Here is an 18539-nt window from a genome sequence, read left to right on the forward strand (position 1 = left end):
ATTTGGCCTCAAGTTACACAGGAAAACCAGATTCCGGCACACCCTTTTCTGTGTATTGTGCTATCCTTTTTCTGGTGACTTCTGCCACAACTGGGCCTTGATAAAGCAGTGAAAGAAGAATGCCTGCCGAAGAGGTACAAAACCGGCCTGCCGGAAGATCTCTTCCATAGGCGAAAGCCCTGTGCCCGAGATGCCGCTCACCAGCCTAAAAAACCGGTACATGGCCCAGAGCAAAGGTTTCTGCCAGGCTTTCTGAAATAGGTTTGGGGAAAGGAAAAAATCTGTGTGCAGCCATTGTCCCTGGGGCATAAGCGCCTGGCTTAGCCGCTGCACCATAGCTGTCACTTCCTGCTCGGTGAACAGGTCCAGCACAAACGGGGTGATAATCACGTGAAACTTCTCCTGAGGCAGAAGCGCCAGCTCGGTGCCCAACCTGAATTCTATGCGGCTACTTTCTGGTAAACCCCGCACGCGTCGGCGCGCTTTCTCCAGCATGGCGTTTGAGGCCTCCAGATACAACACTTGTTTGGGGTTACTTTTTTTGAACAGCTCCGGGAGAAGCCACCCCGTGCCTCCGCCTAAAACCAAGACAGTGGCCCCATCGGGAATCTTTGAAAGGAAACGGCATTGGGCCTTCTTCTGCGAATCTTTAAAGACCACGCCCGCCAGCGCGTCATACACCGGGGCAATGAAATCAAAGCTTGACAGGGAAGAAGGCATGACCAGGAAGAGAAGGGTAAAAGCAGAAGCCGTTTTGAGGGTGTTTTCCCAAAAGTAGCCCTAAAACAGATTCCAGCTTTTATTAACCAAGATTATTCTGGCAGGAGATGGAGTCCCCATCTGTTCTCAACCTTTGCCCATAAGCCTTAAAAAGATGTTAGGCATGCTGGTAGTGGCGGTCCAGGGTGTCGCGTAGCTTCTGGAAGATAAAGTCTATTATTTGTTTGAGCATGCTTTCCGCAGAACCTTTGAATAGCTGCCGGTACTCCTCTACCTTGTCCTGGAAAAGCAGCGAGACAAAGGTGGTGCCCACGGGTTTTTCGGGGTTCTCAGAGGCTCCGGCGCCCAACAAGCCGGTGACAGCTATACAGACATCGGCTTTTACCAGTTTTTGCAGGCCCAGCACCATTTCATTGGTTACCTGCTGGCTTTCAGCGGTGTACAGGTCCAGGGTTTTTTTCTTTACCCCCAGTACTTTCTGTTTGACGATGGTGTCATAGGTGACCATGCTGCCCAGGAAGACTCCGTTGGTGCCCAGCGCCTTGCTGAACTCAGCGGCCAGGCTACCCCCGGTACAGCTTTCGGCAAAGGCTACAGTGAGGTCATGGTCCTTCAGGTTCATGACCAGCTGGGTAAGGTCTTTTTTATTCATAGGATGGCGAGTTCAATAGGGATAGTACTGTAGAATGGGACAATGGGTTATAAGCGGGTAGGTCAACACCAACGCCGCTGCGTACGTACGTTAAGAAGTTTCCCGTTTAGGGCCGTTTTAGAGAAAACAGGCGCTAAACAGAATATGACTAATTGGAGGTATGAAGAAGACGTTTCGGAAATTTGTGGCTTCCCTGGCCCTATTCACCGTGGAGCTGGTGGTGCTATGGGCAGTGTTCATCTTATGCATTATCCTGTTTTTCTGGCTGGCGCGTGCCGTGCTGCCGGGCCATGAACTGGGCTTTGACAAAATGGCCTTCGCCTGGGCCGATGCCCGGGCCAACCCGGTCCTGACGGAGATTATAAAGGGCGTCACGTTCCTGGCCTCGCGTAATTTTATAACGGGGGCAGGGCTTATGATGATCGGGTATTTTCTGTTTGTGAAAAAGCACAAGTGGTACTCGCTCAAAGTGCCGGTTATTGCCATTGGCAGTATCTCGCTTAACCTGTTGCTCAAGTATATCTTTAACCGGCCCCGGCCGTTGGTGCCGCACCTGGTAGATTCTTACGGCCTTAGTTTCCCCAGCGGGCACGCCATGATCAGCGCCTCTTTTTACGGGCTGCTTATTTACCTGGTCTGGAAACACGTAGAGGTGCCGGCCTGGCGGTTTCTGCTGGTCTTTTTGATCTCCTTGCTTATTCTCTTCATCGGCTTTAGCCGCGTGTACCTGCACGTGCACTACGCCACCGATGTGGCCGCCGGGCTGGCCGCCGGGCTGGGTTGGGTGATTCTGGCCAATGCCCTCATTAACCGCATGGAGAAATTCTCTAAACGTAACCTGAACCCGGTGGTGAAAGGCGAGGAGCCCCACCGTATAGTGTAAGGCACGGGGAGCTTTTTATCCTTCTGGGAAAACAGGTGGGCAGGGTCTTTGGTAACAACGCTGAATTTTTTTCTGGAAACGGTTTTTCTAACCCGTTGGAAATCAAGGGGCAGAAAACAGATGCCTTGAAAACTGGAAAAATATTTGCCAAAAAGGCCTCTGGGCTATTGCAGTTAAACAAAAAGCAGTATTTTTGTATTCCCTAAAGCAATGAAGGGATATTGTTGCGCTGGTGGCGAAATTGGTAGACGCACTGTCTTCAGGTGGCAGCGCCTTCGGGTGTGGGAGTTCGAGTCTCCCCCAGCGCACGTAAAAAGCCGGTCTCTTTTTGAGGCCGGCTTTTTTATTTTTGTCCCGCCGGGTTCCCCTTAGGCCTTCGCCTTGAATCTTTCTACCGTGCCTCTTGCGTACAACCCCAAAACCGCACCAGATGAAAAGGCTAAGAGAACATACAGAAAAGGGGATAGCGGCTTTCCTGGCGGTGCTGTCTCTGGAGATAGTCATTGCGTGGCTGGTGTTTATTGGTTCTGTGTTCCTCTTTTTCTGGATGACCCATACCGTGTTTGTGGAGCAGGAACGGGACCTGGACCGCGCTGCCTTCGCTCTGGCGGGGGAAATTACCACCCCACAGACCACCAGTGTCATGTACTTCATCACGTTTTTCGGGTCTAAGAATTTTCTGATAGGCGGGTCTATTGCCTTGGCATTGCTGTTCGTGTTTTTTGAGCGGTGGCGGTTCTACTCCGTGAAGATCATTGCCATTTCTGCCACCACCACGCTGTTTAACCAAAGCATGAAGTTCTTCTTTGACCGGCCCCGGCCAGAGACTGCCTTTCTGGAACAGGGCGGCAACAGTTTCCCCAGTGGCCACGCCATGATTGGCGGTGCGTTCTGGGGCCTCATCATTTACCTGATCTGGACCAACGTGCGGCAGAAAGGGGCCCGGTGGTTTCTGGTTTCACTGGTGGGTTTCTGGATCCTGCTCATCGGCTTTAGCCGCGTGTACTTGAATGTGCATTATGCCTCAGATGTGCTGGCGGGCTGGGGAGCGGGGCTTTTCTGGCTCATGATCGCTATCTCGCTGCTGAAGCGGCTGCAGACCCGGCTGGGCCGAAAAGTGGAGCGGCAGATGGAGGAGTAAGGCCGTTGGCTACCGGCGGTTTTCTACCGTATGTGGGTTTACTTTGCTATTATTGCGGTTGCTTCTAGCGCCAATCTTCTATTTTTGTAAATAAATTGACCAATTTACGTCTGCAAATCTTTAGACAGCCAGACAGACGTAATCTGTAAAACCGTTATCCATGATTATTACGCCAAAAGTACGCGGGTTCATTTGCCTTACCGCCCACCCCAAAGGATGCGAGCAAAATGTAGTGAACCAGATCAACTACGTGAAATCCAAAGGCCCAATTGAGGGTCCTAAAAGAGTATTGGTGCTGGGTGCCTCTACCGGTTTTGGGCTTGCCTCCAGAATAACCAGTGCCTTTGGCGCGAACGCCGCCACCATTGGTGTCTTCTTTGAAAAACCTGCCGCCGAAGGAAAGCCGGGTTCACCGGGTTGGTACAACACCGCGGCCTTTGAGAAAGAGGCCCAAAAAGCCGGCCTGTACGCCAAAAGCATTAACGGCGACGCTTTCTCTGACGAAATCAAAAGAACCACCCTTGACCTGATCAAAGCCGACCTGGGCCAGATTGACCTGGTGATCTATAGCCTGGCCTCGCCTCGCCGGGTACACCCTAAAACCGGGGTTATCCATAATTCCGTGCTCAAGCCTATTGGCCAGCCGTTCTCTAACAAGACCGTAGATTTCCATACCGGAAACGTGTCTGAGGTGACCATTACCCCGGCCAGCGACGAAGACATTGCCAATACCGTGGCCGTGATGGGCGGCGAGGACTGGGAAATGTGGATAGACGCACTAAAGGCCGAGAACCTCCTCGCACCAGGTGCCACCACCGTGGCCTATTCTTACATTGGACCATCGCTCACCGAGGCCGTGTACCGCAAAGGCACCATTGGCCGCGCCAAAGACCACCTGGAGGCCACCGCCTTCACCATCTCAGACAAGCTTAAGGACCTGAACGGCAAAGCCTACGTGTCGGTGAACAAGGCCCTGGTGACCCAGGCCAGCTCGGCTATTCCGGTAATTCCGTTGTATATCTCGTTGCTTTATAAAGTGATGAAGGCGAAAGGCCTGCATGAAGGCACCATTGAGCAGATTCAGCGCCTGTTCCAGGAGCGTCTTTACACCGGCGGCGAAGTAGCGGTAGATGAAAAAGGCAGAATACGTGTAGACGACTGGGAAATGCGCGATGACGTGCAAGCCGAAGTGGCCGCCCTCTGGGAGAAAGCCAGCACCGAAAGCCTCCCCGAGATTGGCGACCTGCAAGGCTACCGCACCGACTTCTTCAACCTGTTCGGGTTTGAAGTACCTGGCGTGAATTATGACGAAGACGTAAACGAATTGGTAGAAGTGCCAGGCCTGGTAGGGGCATAAGGCACGTTTTATCTTATCTGAAAGGACCTTGTGGTCTACCTGTATGGACTCTGTTAGAAGAGCCAACGCAGATAGACCACAAGATCCTTTTTATTTAATCCGGAAAGGAAATAGACGGGTAGTGAAGTGGGATAAGAAATATGTTTTACTGAGATATCTCAGGCAACAGTTTTTGGTAGAGCTTCAGGTTCTCTTCATCAAACACCACAAAGGTGACCTGTTCTGGCAAAGCGTGGTGAGCCAGGAACTCTTTCACGGTCTTTACCGCTATCTCGGCGGCTTTGGTTTTGGGGAAGCCGTATACTCCCGTGCTGATGTTGGGGAACGCGATGGTTTTAAGGCCGTGGTGCTGGGCCAACAGCAGGGAATTGCGGTAGCAGTGGGCCAGAAGCTCGGGTTCGTCCCGTTCGCCGCCGCTCCAGACCGGACCCACGGTATGGATCACGTACTTTGCCAGAAGGTTGCCGGCCGTGGTAATGACCGCCTCACCGGTTTCGCAACCACCCTGGCGGGCCACTATCTTGCGGCACTCCGCCAGAATAGATGGTCCGCCCGCCCTATGGATGGCCCCATCTACGCCGCCACCGCCCAGCAGGCTGGAGTTAGCCGCGTTGACAATGGCATCTGCCGCAACCTTGGTGATGTCTCCCCTAAGTAACTGTATTCTGCTGGCTTCCATGGCTTGGGTTAATTTCTAGTGATTAGTTGTTGGTGATTAGTGATTAGGAGTAGGTAGTGTAAAGCATTTTACGTTTTGGGGCTGTTTTCCAGAAAACAGGCTCAAAACGGGATGAAGGATAATCAGATATAAAAATAACTCTTACAGGTAGCCTATGCTTTATACTCTCTTCACTTCCTAACAACTAATCACTAGTTACTAATCACTACCGCTAGCAACTAAACCTTCACCCGTACCCGAAGGGCTTTGAGGCCACTTACACCTTGCAGTTCTTCTACCTCTAGGTGTTCAATCTCGTCATAGAGGATGCCTTTGTTCTGGAGGTACTCAATGTATTCCAGGTACTCGTTGGCTTCACGGGCCTGGGAGTAGGCAATGGCGATTTTGCCGGGCTGGGTGAGGCGTTCCTCAGAGTCGCGCACCAGGGCTTTGTCTACCCGCTTCTTCACAATCTCATACCTGATGTTGTAGGCGCCGTCTACGTCAAACTTGCGCTCATCTTGCCTGAACCTGATGGCCAGCGGCTGGCTATGGATCAAAATGAGCTGCGTGGTTTCCAAGGGCACTTTCAGTTGGGGCTTGAGATTATGCGCCAGGCGGGTCACCTCACACATCACCATCAGTTGCCACAGGCGTAGGTTCCGCAGGAACATGATGTCAAACGGCTGCCGCTCTTCCAAAGAGGCCCCCACGTAAATGTTGAACTCCACGCCATCGGTCTTGAATTTCTCAAAATAGTGCGGGTACATCTGCTGGGCGTTGAGCTCTTCTTGCTCTATGTACTCAGAAATGGTCTCATTGATGAGCGTGAGGCTTTCTTCAAAGGCTTTGCGGCGCTTGTACAAGATGCCCAGTTGGGGATCCATGGCGTCACGGTAGTTCTGGATGTAGGGCAGCAGGTCTGGGTGCGTGGCTTCCAGGAACTCAAACATAGGCTCTACCTGGGTGCGCAGCATCTCAAAGATGAGGATTCCGTCCTGAGACAGGAACCCTTTCTTCAGAAGCCGGAGGTGCTTAGACACCGAGAACCGAAGCTCGTCCAGAATAGGCAGCGCATGCACTTCCAGGGCCTTTTTCAAGATACGCTCCGCCAGTTGCAGGTGCTCGGTTAAGTCGCCCAGAATGGCGGTGTTCCGTTCGGTGCTGGAACTGCGCACATCGGCGGCGGCGTAAAGCGGGTACACATCCGGGAAAATGATGGGTTCCATCTCCACCGGGCCTCCGGTCACGTTCATTTTGTCCAGCATGTTGAGGGCCGCCTCCCTGAACCGCCACTCCAGCACGGGGTGAATAGCGGTGAATTTCTCTCTTATCACTGCCTGCACCCGGGCCTCAATCTCCTCTGAGTTCCGGTTGACCGCCACTGAGAAAAGCGGAAGGAACTGGTCCATTTTGGCCAGGGAGAAGTTGTCCAGGTCGCCGGGGTTGGGCGAACCCAGCTCCAGAATACCAATGGGCTCATCGCCGTAGCGGAGCAGGGCCAAGACAATATTCCTGATGCCCATGGCCAGCATTTCCTCGCGCACGCCGTCTGGCAGCTGCTGGCTCTTGGCCACATCTTTGATCACCAACGGTTGCCCGTTCTGCACCAGGCTGTCATAAATGGCTTTGAAGCCCACATAACTGCTGCTGCTGGGCTCACTCTGGAGCAAAAAGCTGTGGTTGATCTTGTTCCCGAAGTTCACGAACGTGCTTCGGTTCTTGTAAAAGGCCGCTACCCCCAGCTGCAGGTGCGGACGCTTAAAGAAGATGCGCACCTTTTCCTGCAACTGCTCAAACCGGTCGGGGGCCAGCATCACGTCCCGTTCCAGCAGGTCATTCTTCAGAGATGACAATACCTCCTGCACCGTCACGTCTACCAGGTGCAGCGTGTAGAAACCGTTGATCTCAAACAGGTCTGGAGACAAAGCCTCCATCCAGATATCCATGTTCCGGATGTTGTCCAGCAGGTATTGGATGTCCTTCTCCGCAAGCTCAGGCAGGGGCTGGGTGTGGGTGATGTTCAGGAACTGGGTGTTAATCTCGACGTTGAAGTGGCGGTACAGCCCCAGTTGATAATCTGGGACGGTATAGATCAGGAACTCCTCATGGGGTACCTGCACCCCATAGAACTTCTCCAGAATAAGAAAATACACCATGCGCACCCGGTTGAAGAGCATGCGGTGCTCGTCAATGTTAAGGGGGCGCTTGAGTACGTTCTGGTCGGTGAGGATGATCTGCTTGAAGAGGTCTGTATAGTAAAAGCTGACGTCATAGAGCGGTCCCACCGTGCCAATGGCTTCCACCTCACGGGTGGCCGGCGGAAAAATGGCGGTCATGAGCAGGTCAATGACGCACTCATGCTGGGCCAGCACCTTAAGATCGGTGATGGGCTCCAATAGTTCGGGCGCCTCCTGCAGCAGCCGGTTTATTTCCTGGGCACTCAACAAAAAGCTGCTTCGGCAACCGTCTTGCTGTTGTTGCCAATAGTCTATAATCGGTTTAAAGCTTAAATGAGCCTTGAAAGGAAATTTAGAGACGCTTATCTGGTGTTCTTGGGAGTGCATACACGGCTTTTAACGCAAAATAGGCCTGACAGATACAAAATACCTGATATATAATGAAGATACTATATTAGATATGGCAGGGGAGCCCCGAACAGGAGTTGCCCAAGCCCTGAAACAGAAAAGGCCTGCCCATGGCAAGCCTTTTCAAAGAGCGGTTTTTAACCAATTACATGGTAGGCAATACTACGGTGTCAATCACGTGGGTCACGCCATTGCTGGAGATCACATCTGCCGTGGAAACGTGGGCCCCGTTGATCATGACCATGTTGCCTTTGCGGGTAACGGTTAAAGTCTCTCCATTCACAGTCTTCAGTTTCTGGCCGTTTTTCAGGTCTTTGGCCTGCAGCTTGCCCGGTACTACGTGGAAGGTCAAGACAGACGTAAGCTTAGCTTTGTTCTCTGGCTTCAATAGCGTCTCTACCGTTCCGGCCGGTAACTTGTTAAAGGCAGCGTTGGTAGGCGCGAACACCGTGAAAGGACCTGTGCCCATCAAGGTTTCCACCAAGTCCGCGGCTTTCACGGCCGCTACCAGGGTGGTGTGGTCTTTAGAGCCTAAGGCGTTGGCCACAATGTTTTTAGAAGGCACCATTAAGGCACCGCCCACCATCACGCCCTCTTTTTTCTCCATGCCCGTGGTCTTAGCGGTTTTGGCTTTTTTAGTGGCCGAGGTTTGGGCAGAAACAGAAAGGGAAGTGAAAACAGTAGCTCCCGCTACCACCATCATAAGAAAGGTTTTTTTCATTGGTTCGTGTTAAGGTTATTAGGTTTGTAGGTAGATATGCCAGACCTACGAGGGCTCCCTAACAACTGGATTTCCAAGGCTAGAAAATAAATTACCAGCCAACTGCAGGACAAGAAATTATGGTGATTTGGGCCTGGTTTGGCCGAGGAAACGAAGAAGCCATCGGCAGAGACGCTCACAGGTCCTGTGCACGCTACGCGGTCTCTGGAGTGGGCGGCTTTGCGTTTTAAGCCTGTTTTCTGGAAAACAGGCTTAAAACGTGACAAATGAAAATCCTTACTCCCCCTCGGTTTTAATGCGGCTGGAGAGGACGGCGACGGCTATGCCCATGAGGGCGATGAGGGCGAAGGAGAAGCGCAGGCTGCTGATGCCGGCCACCAGGCCAATCAAGGGCGGGCCAACCAGGAATCCGGCGAAGCCGATGGTGGAGACGGCGGCCAGGGCCATGCTGGGGGCCATGGTTTTGGTTCTTCCGGCTACGCTGTACACCAGCGGGACCACGGCAGAGACGCCGGCGCCTACCAGAAAGAAGCCTAGAATAGCGGTCCAGAGACCAGGGAAGAGCACGGCAATGGCCAGGCCTAGGGTGGTTAAAATACCGCTGGTCTGCAGCACGCGCTTGAGCCCGAAGCGGGTGGTAAGCCTATCGGCGATGAAGCGGGTGAAGGCCATGGTAGACATAAACGCAGTGTAGCCGGCGGCAATCCAGGCCTTTTCGGCGCCCACCACTTTCTGGAAATAGACGCCGCTCCAGTCAAACATGGCGCCTTCACAGATAAGCGAGCAGAACGCGATCAGGCCCAGGCCCATCAGTTCCTTGTCGGGTTTCACAAACAGGGGCTGGTCTGCGTCGCGGGGTGCGTCTTGCGGTAGCGCGAATTGGTAGGCAAGGGCCACGCCCGCCAACACCAGGGCCATGATGAGCAGGAAATGGGGCAGGGGTTCTACGCCCATGCCAATCATGAGCGTGCCAATAGCCGCGCCGCCAAAGCCCGCCAGGCTCCAGAGCCCGTGGAAAGACGCCATAATGGATTTTTGGTACAGATGCTCCACGCCCACCGCCTGGGTGTTCACAGAGATATTGCCCATGTTACTCGCAAACCCGAAGGCAAACAAAACCACCACCAACTGCAGCACGCTCTGGCTCATGCCAATCAGGACCAGGGTGCTGCAATACAGAAGCAGGGCGAAGGTGACCACTTTGCGGCTGCCTATTTTAGAGGTAAGCCAACCGGTGAAAGGTAAAGAAAGCATCAGGCCTACGGGTAAGGCAAACAAGACCATGCCCAGCTCAGACTCAGAAAGATGCAGACGGTTTTGGAGAGAAGGAATGCGGGCGCCCCAACTGGAAAAGCAGAGCCCTAAGAGAAAAAAGAGAACGCCTACGGCTATTCTATGGGCTTTGCGGGAAACGGGGGAGGCAAGGGTAAACAACATGGTAAGAAATGCTTTCGGCAAAAATAGCCCTTTTATATGGGCCTGGTGTACAAGAGACACGTAAATGTAGGTACATGGTTCTAAGCAGCCACAAAAAAGAACCGCCGCCCCACCAGAAAGAACGGCAGGGCGGCGGCTGTAATAGAGAAGGAAGGCGTTTTAAGCCTGTTTTGGCCAAAACGGGCCTAAAACGTTATTTTTTAGGAGCACCTTTTAAAATGGTGAGCATGTTCATTTCAAGGGTGGGGTAGGCGGTCTCTACAATGCGGCCCACTTCCTGGCCATTGCGGTACAGAATGATGGTGGGAACGGCGGTGATGTTGTAGGCTTTCTCTTCGCCGGTAGGAGTGGTTTTGTCTTCACGCAGGCTGATCACCTCTAAGCGGGAATACGGAATGCGGGCCTGGTCCATGACCTTGTACAGGCGGGGCAGTTCCCGCTGGCTGTCCATGCACCAGCTGCCGGTGAGGGCCTTAAAGGAAATACCCTGGAGCAAGGGTTGCAGCTCTTCCATGATCTTGGCGTTGGGCTGGTAGCGCATGTAGGCCGGGTGGAACCAGCTGCTGTAAGGCTCTTTCTCATACGCAATGCGGGTGGTAGGGCCAATCAGGATAGTCTCGCCGCTCTTGGTTTTCTCCTCGCGGTTCTCATTGGGGTTAATGCCAGAGGTTTCTGAGCTGGAATAGGTGGTGGTTTGGCGCGCGCAGGCACTGGCCCCCAATGCCAGCACGGTCACAAACAGCAATCGGTAAGATAACTTCAACATAAGGTATGGGTTTAAAGGCAGCCGCCAGGAAAAGGGACCCTTTCACTGGCGGATTTTTATGTTCTTACGGAAAAATAAACTCCTAGATGGCTTCCAGCGGGCGGGGAGCATCTAAGTCTACAAACTCACCTTCCCAACGGGCAATCACGGCGGTGGCCAGACAGTTACCGATCACATTCACCGAGGTACGGGCCATGTCCATGAGTTCGTCAATACCCAGAATGATAAAGATAGGCTCTACGGGCAGGTTGAAGGAGGCGGCAGTGCCCAGCAAGATCACCAGAGAGGCGCGCGGCACGCCTGCAATTCCCTTGCTGGTAAGCATAAGCGTGAACACCATCAATAACTGCTGCTCCCAGGCCAGTTCAATACCGGCGGCCTGAGCCACAAAGATGGAGGCCAGGGAAAGGTAGAGGGTAGAGCCGTCCAGGTTGAAGCTGTAACCCATGGGCATGACAAAGGCCACTATCTTACGCGGCACGCCAATAGACTCCATGGCTTCCATGGCGCGCGGCAGGGCGGCCTCAGAGCTGGTGGTGGCAAAGGCAATGGAAACCGGCTCAGCAATGGCTTTTACAAACATTTTTACCGGAATCCGGAAGGCTAGCGCCACCGGCAGCAACACAAATAACAGGAACGCAATGAGCGCCACATAGAGCGTGGCCAGCAGTTTAAAGAGGTTTACCAGAATACCAAAGCCCATGTGGCCCACGGTGTAGGCAATGGCCGCGCCCACCGCAATAGGCGCGAAGTACATGATGATGTTGGTGAACTTGAACATGGTCTCGGCTAAGCTCTCCGTTACCTCTAGCAATGGGCGGCGCTTGCGCTCATTGAGCATGGCCAGGCCAATCCCGAAGAGCACGCTGAACACCACAATCTGCAGTACCTGACCTTCGGCGATGGATTTGGCAATGTTCTCTGGGAAAATATGCAGGATAATGTCTTGCCAGGTCTGGGCCGGCGGGGCGGTGATCTCATTGCTGGTCTGGCCTTTGAGCACAATACCATCGCCGGCACGGCTCAGGTTAATGGCCGCCAAGCCAATGAAAAGGGCTACGGTGGTCACCAACTCAAAGTACACCAGCGCTTTCACGCCCATCTTACCTACCTGCTTGAGGTTGGAGTGGCCGGCAATACCCACCACCAGCGTGGCAAATACCAGCGGCGCAATGATGGTTTTCACCATCTTGAGGAAGATCTTGCTGAGCACGTTCAGGTTTTGGGCAGCGTCTGGGAAGGTGTAACCAATCTCGGCACCGATGACCATGCTGACCAGAATCCAGGTGGTGAGGGATTTCTTCTGGACGGCAAACATGACTAACACGATAATGCCGGCCCAGCGGGCAATGGCCAGGGCCAGAGGAGGTAACGTGAAAAGGCCGTAGTTCTGCGCCAGGGTAAGCACTACCGCCACGGTTAGAATCACAAAGGCCACTAAGGCGAGCGTGGATTTTTTCATAAAAGAGTTAAGCGCCCATCCGGCAGGAAAGCGGAGAGGAGAGGGTTTTTAATGGATTGTTGAATGCCTGCCACTGGGGCAGTTACCGTCTTGCAATCGACAAATATACTTTTTTCTTCCGGTTCCTAAAACCCCGATTTTTGGTCCCTGCTTTTGCCCGGGCAGCTTGAAAACCCTTATTTTTATTGGGCTTTCCTTCTTTTTTGCTACACTTGGGTGTAATAACCTTTCTTACCGCTTATGTTATCATGGACTATAGAGGCGCACGACCTAGCGCTGCGTTTCACCTGGAAAATCTCCCGCAACGCCACCGACCTGAAGACCAATCTTTTTGTGACCGTGGGCGACGGCCAGTTTCAGGGCCGGGGCGAGGCAGCCCCCAACACCCGCTACGGCGAAACCCCTGACCTTCTGCAGGAGCAGTTCGCCAACCTGCAACGCAACGGCTTGGCCGCCATTGAATCTGTGGAAGAACTGCAGCACCTCATGGCGCAACACCAAGCCTACCCGGCGCTTAGGTTCGCGATTGAGTCTGCGTACGTGCATTACCTCTGCCGCAAGAAGGGGCAAACGGTGACCGAGTTTCTGGGCGTGACGCCGGTGACCTCGGCGCCTACCGCTTTTTCTTACCCCATCATGGACCCGGGCAAGATTGCCGCCTTCACCAAAGAGCACGGCCTGCACCGCTTTGAGTACCTGAAGGTGAAGGTGAACCAGGAAAGCGGCCTTGATATGCTGGGCGAAGTAGTGCGGGCCTCGCCCCGGCAAGGCCTGATCATAGACGCCAACGAGGCCTGGCAAGACCCAGACTCCCTGCTACGGTTCTTTGAGGGGCTCAAAAAATACCAGGTGCTCATGATTGAGCAGCCTATGCCCTCGGCGCTGCAGGAAGAGTACCTTTACCTGAAGAAGAAAAGCCCCTATGACCTGTTTGCTGATGAATCTGTTACGGACCACGCCGACTGGGAGCTGCTACAACAGCAGTTTCATGGCGTGAACATGAAACTCATGAAAGCCGGCGGCTACCTGAACGGCCTGGCTATTCTCAACAAGACCCGCTCTTTGGGCCTGAAGACCATGATTGGCTGTATGATGGAAACCAGCATGGCCATCTGGTCTGCCCTGCAACTAGCCCACGGCGTAGATCTGCTTGATCTGGACGGGATGCTGGTTGTGAAGGACGAGCCTTTCGGGTTGGTGAAGGAGGAAGCGGGAAGGCTGTACCCCGTGGAACAGCCGTAAGTCGTTTTTGGGGTGTTTTTAGGAAAACGGCTCTAAAACAGAGTTGGTTTATGGAACTCTGAGTTCGGTAAAAAAAGACTTAGCCGATAGAAAGTACCATCTCCATACATAGTGCAGATAAGACGAATAACTCCGTTAGCAGCTAGTTGTACAAAATAATAATTATGAAGCAGTTTCTTCTAATAGCATTTATGTTGCTCGCTTGGCAGTTTGGCTTTGGCCAGAGGCTAAGTCAAGAAGAATTAGTGAACTTCTATGAATCAGCAATCAGCGACTATTACTCAGATAATGTATTCAACCAAGAAGAAAAGGAGCATCTTATATTAAGCGACAGCCTACCGACAGGGATTCGATTAACCTATCCTGACTTCACCATCAAACCTGTGAACGAAGATGCTGCCGTAAAAATCATCGAGGGAAGAAAAGAGAAAAGTGGCAGGCTAGACAAAATCTTCTTCAAAGAAATCAGCCCAGACACGATGGACATAAACATCGGCGGATGGAGTGTCACGGTAAAACGTGTATTAAGAATCTATAAGGGCAGGCTGATAACAAAAGACATAAACTTTGCCGCTGGCTGTGGCGGAACAATGGGATATATTCCCAACGCAAGATTGGTTTACAACAGAGAAAGCAGAAAATGGGATTACTATTCCTATGCTACGTTGCTTGAGAGGAGAAAAGCAGAATTAGAGACCAGAAGAAAATAGAAATTACTTTGTACAACACTGTATAAACATCAAGCTACGGCCGACGGTCTTGCTCGTTGTTTATACTAACCGTTAGGCATAATTCAACGAATTATAAATCAAATTTTTTTATGAATCAACAAGCCTTCCTTTTTTATAAATCATTAAAAGATAACAACGATAAAGAGGAAGTACTTCTAGGTTTAGATAATTTTAAAATATATCTGGCTAACCTCTGCAAGAATGTCTGTTCTAATGGATTGAAAGACAAATTTATACATAGATGGATTTTTAAACATGAACTGGGTAGCGAAAAAGACTACGAAAACTATTGCAAGGCTAATCTTTTCGCTGCAACAAATAGTCTTGAAAGAATTAAAAGTCAATTAGAAGGGAAAGAAATAAATAATGTAACCAGAAGAATCCTGGTTGATTTTGTTTGTGACCTTAAGCCTTGTATCGATAAATTTGATAAATATCAAGACTACTCATGGTTAATAATAAATACAAATAGCCATATTAGTAATTTTTATTATAGTCTATCAAATCACATCTTTTTCAATGGAGAACCAAATGACCACCCTGAAGAAAAATTAATATTATCTTCATCAACCCCTTTTACAATTAGGCAGAGTATCGAATACAAAATAAAAAGAATCTTAGGCATTGATTATTGGCTGATTGAGGGCAGGCCTGATATCCAAGCTATACCTAAATGTTTTAAAGCTATTGCAGCTAACAAACAATACTATAAGATTTACAATTTAGATTTTGAAGCTATAAAGGCTATACATTCTTGGACAAATGTCTATATCCATGGCGGATATCGCCCAGAACCATGGCGGACGGAAACAGCATTATTTTGTTTAAAGGATTTATTTTATTCTGGGCAAACTTCAGTTAAGAATTCGTTTTCCTTATACGCAGGAGTGGAGGTTTTAGAAACTGATTTACAAGTTCTAATGAAAAATACGGAAGAAATTATTAGAGCCGGTAATAGTAAGCCAATTGAAATAAAATGGTTAAGCAAACCAGAAGTTGCAATTATAAAAAATAAAAAAATTAGCCAACAAGGTGCATAATTCATGATGCCGCCGACGGCCTTGCACCCTTCATGCACTACTAACCATTGTGTTTCATTAAAAAAAAAGAAGTGGAAATAAGAACTTACAAACAGGAAGACAAGGCTTTGGTGATTGCCCTACTAAAGTTGAATACTCCTGAGTTTTTCGATCCAACGGAACAAAACGATTTAGAGGAATACCTGGATAATAAGGTTGAAGATTACTTTGTTGTTGAGGAAAACGCTGAGGTTATAGGAGCAGGTGGAATCAACTATTTCCCCGAAGAGAAAACCGCCCGTATCTCTTGGGATATAATCAAACCTGATTTACAAGGTAAAGGAGTTGGCAGAAAACTAACGGAATACAGGATCAACCACTTGAGTAGGAATAAAGAAATTGAGTTAATAGTTGTAAGAACCACGCAGCTGGTTTACAAATTCTATGAGAAAATGGGGTTTAAGCTAAACAAAGTGGAGAAAGACTTTTGGGCTCCTAATTTTGACCTATACCAGATGGAATTAAAGAATAAAACTAATGCCAATATTGAGTAAGATGGCCGTTCTTTAGCCTAAACGGTAGCACATCTTTAAAGGAGGAACAAGGTTTTTATAGCCTCAAATGATAGAATACTAAAAGCAGTTTAACATTCCGTAGTCTCAACTACTGTCTTTCCCTGCCGCTTCCAGGAGCCCGGGGCAATTGCAAATTATATGGAATTCAGAGAAGCTTCTATCCAAGACATACCCCAAATACAGATTGTCCGGCATTCAGTGAAAGAGAATGTCCTGTCAAACCCTGCGCTGGTGACCAACGAGGACTGTAAGGAATTCTTGACCGAAAGAGGAAAAGGGTGGGTGTGTGACGTAGATGGCGAGGTGGTAGGATTTGCCATTGCAGACCTAAAGGACAATAACATTTGGGCCTTATTCCTCAAACCCGAGTTTGAAGGAAAAGGTATTGGCCGTCAATTACACCAACTCATGCTGGACTGGTACTTTGCAAACGGGAAAGAAAACGTGTGGCTAGGAACCTCACCTAACACCCGGGCAGAAAAATTCTACCGGAAAATGGAATGGTCTGAGACCGGGCTTCACGGTACTAAGGAGATAAAGTTTGAGATGACTAAGCAATATTGGCTGGCAAAGAACAACAAGCCTACCTCCTAAAAAGAAGCACAGCAATACGTTTCATTTGCCTTAACTTCTTCACCAAACCACTACTGCCCCTTTTTGTTCTCCGCGTCTATTTGCTGCTGGGCCTTGGCCAGGTCAGCGTCCAGTTTCTGAAGCCGGGCGGCATCTGGCTTGCTCTTGATGGTTTTCTCCAGAAGCCTGTTTTTCTCTTCCAGCAGGCGCATTTTCTCCTGCAATAGTTTCTGGCGTTCATGCTGCTGCTGGGCTTGCATTAGTTGCTTGCCAATGCCGGCGGTGTCTCCGGTTACGGTGGTGGTTCTCTCTACCACAACGGGGGAGCGGGTAAGATTGCCCTTCATATCTATACGGTCGCCTTCTTTTAACTGAACCACTTCGCCTCCGGGTAATGTCAGTTGCCCATTGGTTTGGAGCACGGTGCCATTCTTAAAGGTGCGGGCATTGGCAATAGGCGTGAACTTGTTGCCCTGCACTTCTACCGGCACTCCGTTTCTGATGATTACGCCCTGGCGCATGGGCGTGACGCTGGGGGTGGTGGTGCGACCACTTTCCCGTTTCTGGATAGTAGCCTTCTGGGCCTGGGCCAGCACTGGCGCTAGCAAAAAGGTGAATAGCAGTCCGGCAGAGAAAAGAAAACGAAGTAGCATAGGTTAGGGGTAAGGAGTTTGTTGCTTTTACGGAGTTTTAAGAAAAACGGGCCAAAAACGTCCGGCCCGGCTTTTAAGTGGTCTTCTGGGTTTTCTTCCGCTCTTTAAGGTACTGGAAAAGGCCCGGTAAAATGGAGAGGAAGATAATGATAGGGATGGCATAATGCAGGTAGTCTTTCAGGTGCGGAAACTGTTGGCCCAGGTAGTAGCTGGCCAATACCAGGGAGCAGATCCAGAGGGTGGTGCCTACCAGGCTCAACAAAATAAAGCGGCCCAAGTGCATGCCCGTCACTCCAGAAAGCAGCGGGTTAAACGTGCGCACTACCGGCACAAACTTGCCCAGCACAATGGCAGACTTACCCTTCTCATGGTAGAACTTCTGGGCGCGTTCCAGGTGCTTGCGCTTAAAATACCAGGTGTCTTTTTTGTGGTAGAGCCCTTTGCCCATGCGGTGCCCAATGGAAAAGCCCAGCAGATCGCCGGCCACCCCGGCTATGATCATGCTCACCAGCAAGACCACCAGCGGAACCGGTAACACATTGGCCCCCGCCAGCAGGCCCGTGGCCAGCAACAGAGAGTCACCCCCGGGAATGACCAATCCAATCAGTAAGCCCGTCTCCACAAACACCACCGCCAGAATGAGCGTGAGCCCTCCATACCGTATCATGTTTTCTGGGCTGGAGAAGAGTTCTGCTATGGAAACTAGAAATAAATCTGGCATAATCTTACTAGGGCATCTGTAGTTAGGAGCAATACGCACAACACAAACCCTATGTTGGTGTATTTACTAGCTATTCCCCGTATATTTGGGCCAGGGCTATGTTGCTGGTTTTGCGGCAGGTACCTATCTTTGGCTAACTCCACTACACTGGGCGGGAACGCATGAACATAGAAGAAGAAATTAAGCAGAGTACCTTCAAAGACGCGTACCACAAGGCTTACATTAATATACTCTATACCTCTAACTGGTTGCAGCAAAGGCAGTCTGCGTTGTTCAAGCCTTTTGGGGTTACCTTGCCGCAGTACAACGTGCTGCGCATTCTGCGGGGCCAGTTCCCCAAGCCTGCCACCGTGAACCTGCTCATTGAGCGTATGTTAGACAAGACCTCTAACGCGTCACGCATTGTAGACAAACTGGAGGCCAAGAAACTGGTTACCCGGGAGCAGTGCCCCACAGACCGCCGCACCGTAGATATTCTCATCACCCAACAAGGCATGGATCTGCTCAAGGAAATGGATTCCATTGAGGGCGGAAGCCAACTGGGCATCCTGACTCAGGACGAGGCCGACCACCTTAGCCTGTTACTGGATAAAATAAGAAGCTGACTTTCCCACATACCCTAACCTCTCTATTTACCTTC

The 18539-nt window shown here is 50.8% G+C and carries 19 protein-coding genes and 1 tRNA gene; 10 read left to right on the forward strand and 10 right to left on the reverse strand.

The annotated features are described in order from the left end of the window. Positions 1-60: 60 nt before the first annotated feature. Both TH63_RS02035 and TH63_RS02040 read right to left on the reverse strand, forming a co-directional pair. On the reverse strand, positions 61-720 hold the full coding sequence (locus TH63_RS02035; protein ID WP_048919460.1) for a class I SAM-dependent methyltransferase: 660 nt from the start codon (positions 718-720) through the stop codon (positions 61-63). A 157-nt stretch (positions 721-877) separates the two neighbouring features. After that, positions 878-1372 (reverse strand): CinA family protein, encoded by a 495-nt coding sequence (locus TH63_RS02040; RefSeq protein ID WP_048919461.1) that lies wholly within the window; start codon positions 1370-1372, stop codon positions 878-880. 160 nt (positions 1373-1532) lie between these two features. On the opposite strand from TH63_RS02040, the gene TH63_RS02045 reads away from it, so the two are divergent. From TH63_RS02045 to fabV, 4 genes are all read left to right on the forward strand, one after another. Further along, positions 1533-2255 (forward strand): phosphatase PAP2 family protein, encoded by a 723-nt coding sequence (locus TH63_RS02045; RefSeq protein ID WP_048919462.1) that lies wholly within the window; start codon positions 1533-1535, stop codon positions 2253-2255. Between the two features lie 226 nt (positions 2256-2481). Further along, a tRNA-Leu gene (locus TH63_RS02050) sits at positions 2482-2563 on the forward strand. 122 nt (positions 2564-2685) lie between these two features. After that, a complete protein-coding gene (locus TH63_RS02055; RefSeq protein WP_076606577.1) occupies positions 2686-3396 on the forward strand; it encodes a phosphatase PAP2 family protein in 711 nt (236 codons plus the stop codon). A 160-nt stretch (positions 3397-3556) separates the two neighbouring features. Continuing rightward, entirely contained in the window at positions 3557-4753 is a 1197-nt protein-coding gene (gene fabV, locus TH63_RS02060; protein WP_048919464.1) for an enoyl-ACP reductase FabV, read from the forward strand. 145 nt (positions 4754-4898) lie between these two features. Here fabV and TH63_RS02065 read toward each other — a convergent pair whose 3' ends face one another. From TH63_RS02065 to TH63_RS02090, 6 genes are all read right to left on the reverse strand, one after another. Beyond that, a complete protein-coding gene (locus TH63_RS02065; protein ID WP_048919465.1) occupies positions 4899-5432 on the reverse strand; it encodes an O-acetyl-ADP-ribose deacetylase in 534 nt (177 codons plus the stop codon). 218 nt (positions 5433-5650) lie between these two features. Then, positions 5651-7978, reverse strand: a complete 2328-nt coding sequence (locus tag TH63_RS02070) for a GAF domain-containing protein (protein ID WP_156180305.1) — start codon at positions 7976-7978, stop codon at positions 5651-5653. A 166-nt stretch (positions 7979-8144) separates the two neighbouring features. After that, positions 8145-8720, reverse strand: coding sequence for a fasciclin domain-containing protein (locus TH63_RS02075; RefSeq protein WP_048919467.1), 576 nt, complete (start codon positions 8718-8720; stop codon positions 8145-8147). A 276-nt stretch (positions 8721-8996) separates the two neighbouring features. Next, complete coding sequence (locus TH63_RS02080; protein WP_048919468.1) at positions 8997-10157, reverse strand: MFS transporter; 1161 nt, start codon at positions 10155-10157, stop codon at positions 8997-8999. Between the two features lie 193 nt (positions 10158-10350). Beyond that, positions 10351-10923, reverse strand: a complete 573-nt coding sequence (locus TH63_RS02085) for a thioredoxin family protein (protein WP_048919469.1) — start codon at positions 10921-10923, stop codon at positions 10351-10353. An 82-nt stretch (positions 10924-11005) separates the two neighbouring features. After that, entirely contained in the window at positions 11006-12385 is a 1380-nt protein-coding gene (locus TH63_RS02090; protein ID WP_048919470.1) for a dicarboxylate/amino acid:cation symporter, read from the reverse strand. A 240-nt stretch (positions 12386-12625) separates the two neighbouring features. Between TH63_RS02090 and TH63_RS02095 the strand changes: the two genes are divergently transcribed. The 5 genes from TH63_RS02095 to TH63_RS02115 all read left to right on the forward strand — a co-directional run bounded on the left by TH63_RS02095 (position 12626) and on the right by TH63_RS02115 (position 16546). Beyond that, positions 12626-13627 carry an enolase C-terminal domain-like protein gene (locus TH63_RS02095; protein WP_048919471.1) on the forward strand — a complete coding sequence of 334 codons (1002 nt, stop codon included), beginning with the start codon at positions 12626-12628 and terminating at the stop codon, positions 13625-13627. Positions 13628-13791: 164 nt separating this feature from the next. After that, the gene (locus TH63_RS02100; protein WP_048919472.1) at positions 13792-14337 is read left to right on the forward strand and encodes a hypothetical protein; all 546 of its coding nucleotides are present in this window, start codon (positions 13792-13794) and stop codon (positions 14335-14337) included. A 110-nt stretch (positions 14338-14447) separates the two neighbouring features. Then, entirely contained in the window at positions 14448-15398 is a 951-nt protein-coding gene (locus tag TH63_RS02105; RefSeq protein ID WP_048919473.1) for a hypothetical protein, read from the forward strand. 71 nt (positions 15399-15469) lie between these two features. After that, positions 15470-15931, forward strand: a complete 462-nt coding sequence (locus TH63_RS02110; RefSeq protein ID WP_231583534.1) for a GNAT family N-acetyltransferase — start codon at positions 15470-15472, stop codon at positions 15929-15931. 159 nt (positions 15932-16090) lie between these two features. Further along, positions 16091-16546 carry a GNAT family N-acetyltransferase gene (locus TH63_RS02115; RefSeq protein WP_048919474.1) on the forward strand — a complete coding sequence of 152 codons (456 nt, stop codon included), beginning with the start codon at positions 16091-16093 and terminating at the stop codon, positions 16544-16546. A gap of 50 nt (positions 16547-16596) precedes the next feature. On the opposite strand, the gene TH63_RS02120 is transcribed toward TH63_RS02115, so the two are convergent. Then, entirely contained in the window at positions 16597-17178 is a 582-nt protein-coding gene (locus TH63_RS02120; protein WP_156180307.1) for a DUF6799 domain-containing protein, read from the reverse strand. 73 nt (positions 17179-17251) lie between these two features. Further along, the gene (locus tag TH63_RS02125) at positions 17252-17845 is read right to left on the reverse strand and encodes a DedA family protein (RefSeq protein ID WP_048919476.1); all 594 of its coding nucleotides are present in this window, start codon (positions 17843-17845) and stop codon (positions 17252-17254) included. 215 nt (positions 17846-18060) lie between these two features. Here TH63_RS02125 and TH63_RS02130 point away from each other — a divergent pair, with 215 nt between their 5' ends. Then, entirely contained in the window at positions 18061-18504 is a 444-nt protein-coding gene (locus TH63_RS02130) for a MarR family winged helix-turn-helix transcriptional regulator (RefSeq protein ID WP_048919477.1), read from the forward strand. The last annotated feature ends 35 nt before the right edge of the window (positions 18505-18539 follow it).

Source organism: Rufibacter radiotolerans, assembly GCF_001078055.1.
GTDB classification, from domain to species: domain Bacteria; phylum Bacteroidota; class Bacteroidia; order Cytophagales; family Hymenobacteraceae; genus Nibribacter; species Nibribacter radiotolerans.

Excerpts from the sequence above, each read along its gene's own strand:
- TH63_RS02035 (WP_048919460.1), bottom strand. The coding sequence starts at position 720 with ATGCCTTCTTCCCTGTCAAGCTTTGATTTCATTGCCCCGGTGTATGAC.
- TH63_RS02040 (WP_048919461.1), bottom strand. The coding sequence starts at position 1,372 with ATGAATAAAAAAGACCTTACCCAGCTGGTCATGAACCTGAAGGACCAT.
- TH63_RS02045 (WP_048919462.1), top strand. The coding sequence starts at position 1,533 with ATGAAGAAGACGTTTCGGAAATTTGTGGCTTCCCTGGCCCTATTCACC.
- TH63_RS02055 (WP_076606577.1), top strand. The coding sequence starts at position 2,686 with ATGAAAAGGCTAAGAGAACATACAGAAAAGGGGATAGCGGCTTTCCTG.
- fabV (WP_048919464.1), top strand. The coding sequence starts at position 3,557 with ATGATTATTACGCCAAAAGTACGCGGGTTCATTTGCCTTACCGCCCAC.
- TH63_RS02065 (WP_048919465.1), bottom strand. The coding sequence starts at position 5,432 with ATGGAAGCCAGCAGAATACAGTTACTTAGGGGAGACATCACCAAGGTT.
- TH63_RS02070 (WP_156180305.1), bottom strand. The coding sequence starts at position 7,978 with ATGCACTCCCAAGAACACCAGATAAGCGTCTCTAAATTTCCTTTCAAG.
- TH63_RS02075 (WP_048919467.1), bottom strand. The coding sequence starts at position 8,720 with ATGAAAAAAACCTTTCTTATGATGGTGGTAGCGGGAGCTACTGTTTTC.
- TH63_RS02080 (WP_048919468.1), bottom strand. The coding sequence starts at position 10,157 with ATGTTGTTTACCCTTGCCTCCCCCGTTTCCCGCAAAGCCCATAGAATA.
- TH63_RS02085 (WP_048919469.1), bottom strand. The coding sequence starts at position 10,923 with ATGTTGAAGTTATCTTACCGATTGCTGTTTGTGACCGTGCTGGCATTG.
- TH63_RS02090 (WP_048919470.1), bottom strand. The coding sequence starts at position 12,385 with ATGAAAAAATCCACGCTCGCCTTAGTGGCCTTTGTGATTCTAACCGTG.
- TH63_RS02095 (WP_048919471.1), top strand. The coding sequence starts at position 12,626 with ATGTTATCATGGACTATAGAGGCGCACGACCTAGCGCTGCGTTTCACC.
- TH63_RS02100 (WP_048919472.1), top strand. The coding sequence starts at position 13,792 with ATGAAGCAGTTTCTTCTAATAGCATTTATGTTGCTCGCTTGGCAGTTT.
- TH63_RS02105 (WP_048919473.1), top strand. The coding sequence starts at position 14,448 with ATGAATCAACAAGCCTTCCTTTTTTATAAATCATTAAAAGATAACAAC.
- TH63_RS02115 (WP_048919474.1), top strand. The coding sequence starts at position 16,091 with ATGGAATTCAGAGAAGCTTCTATCCAAGACATACCCCAAATACAGATT.
- TH63_RS02120 (WP_156180307.1), bottom strand. The coding sequence starts at position 17,178 with ATGCTACTTCGTTTTCTTTTCTCTGCCGGACTGCTATTCACCTTTTTG.
- TH63_RS02125 (WP_048919476.1), bottom strand. The coding sequence starts at position 17,845 with ATGATACGGTATGGAGGGCTCACGCTCATTCTGGCGGTGGTGTTTGTG.
- TH63_RS02130 (WP_048919477.1), top strand. The coding sequence starts at position 18,061 with ATGAACATAGAAGAAGAAATTAAGCAGAGTACCTTCAAAGACGCGTAC.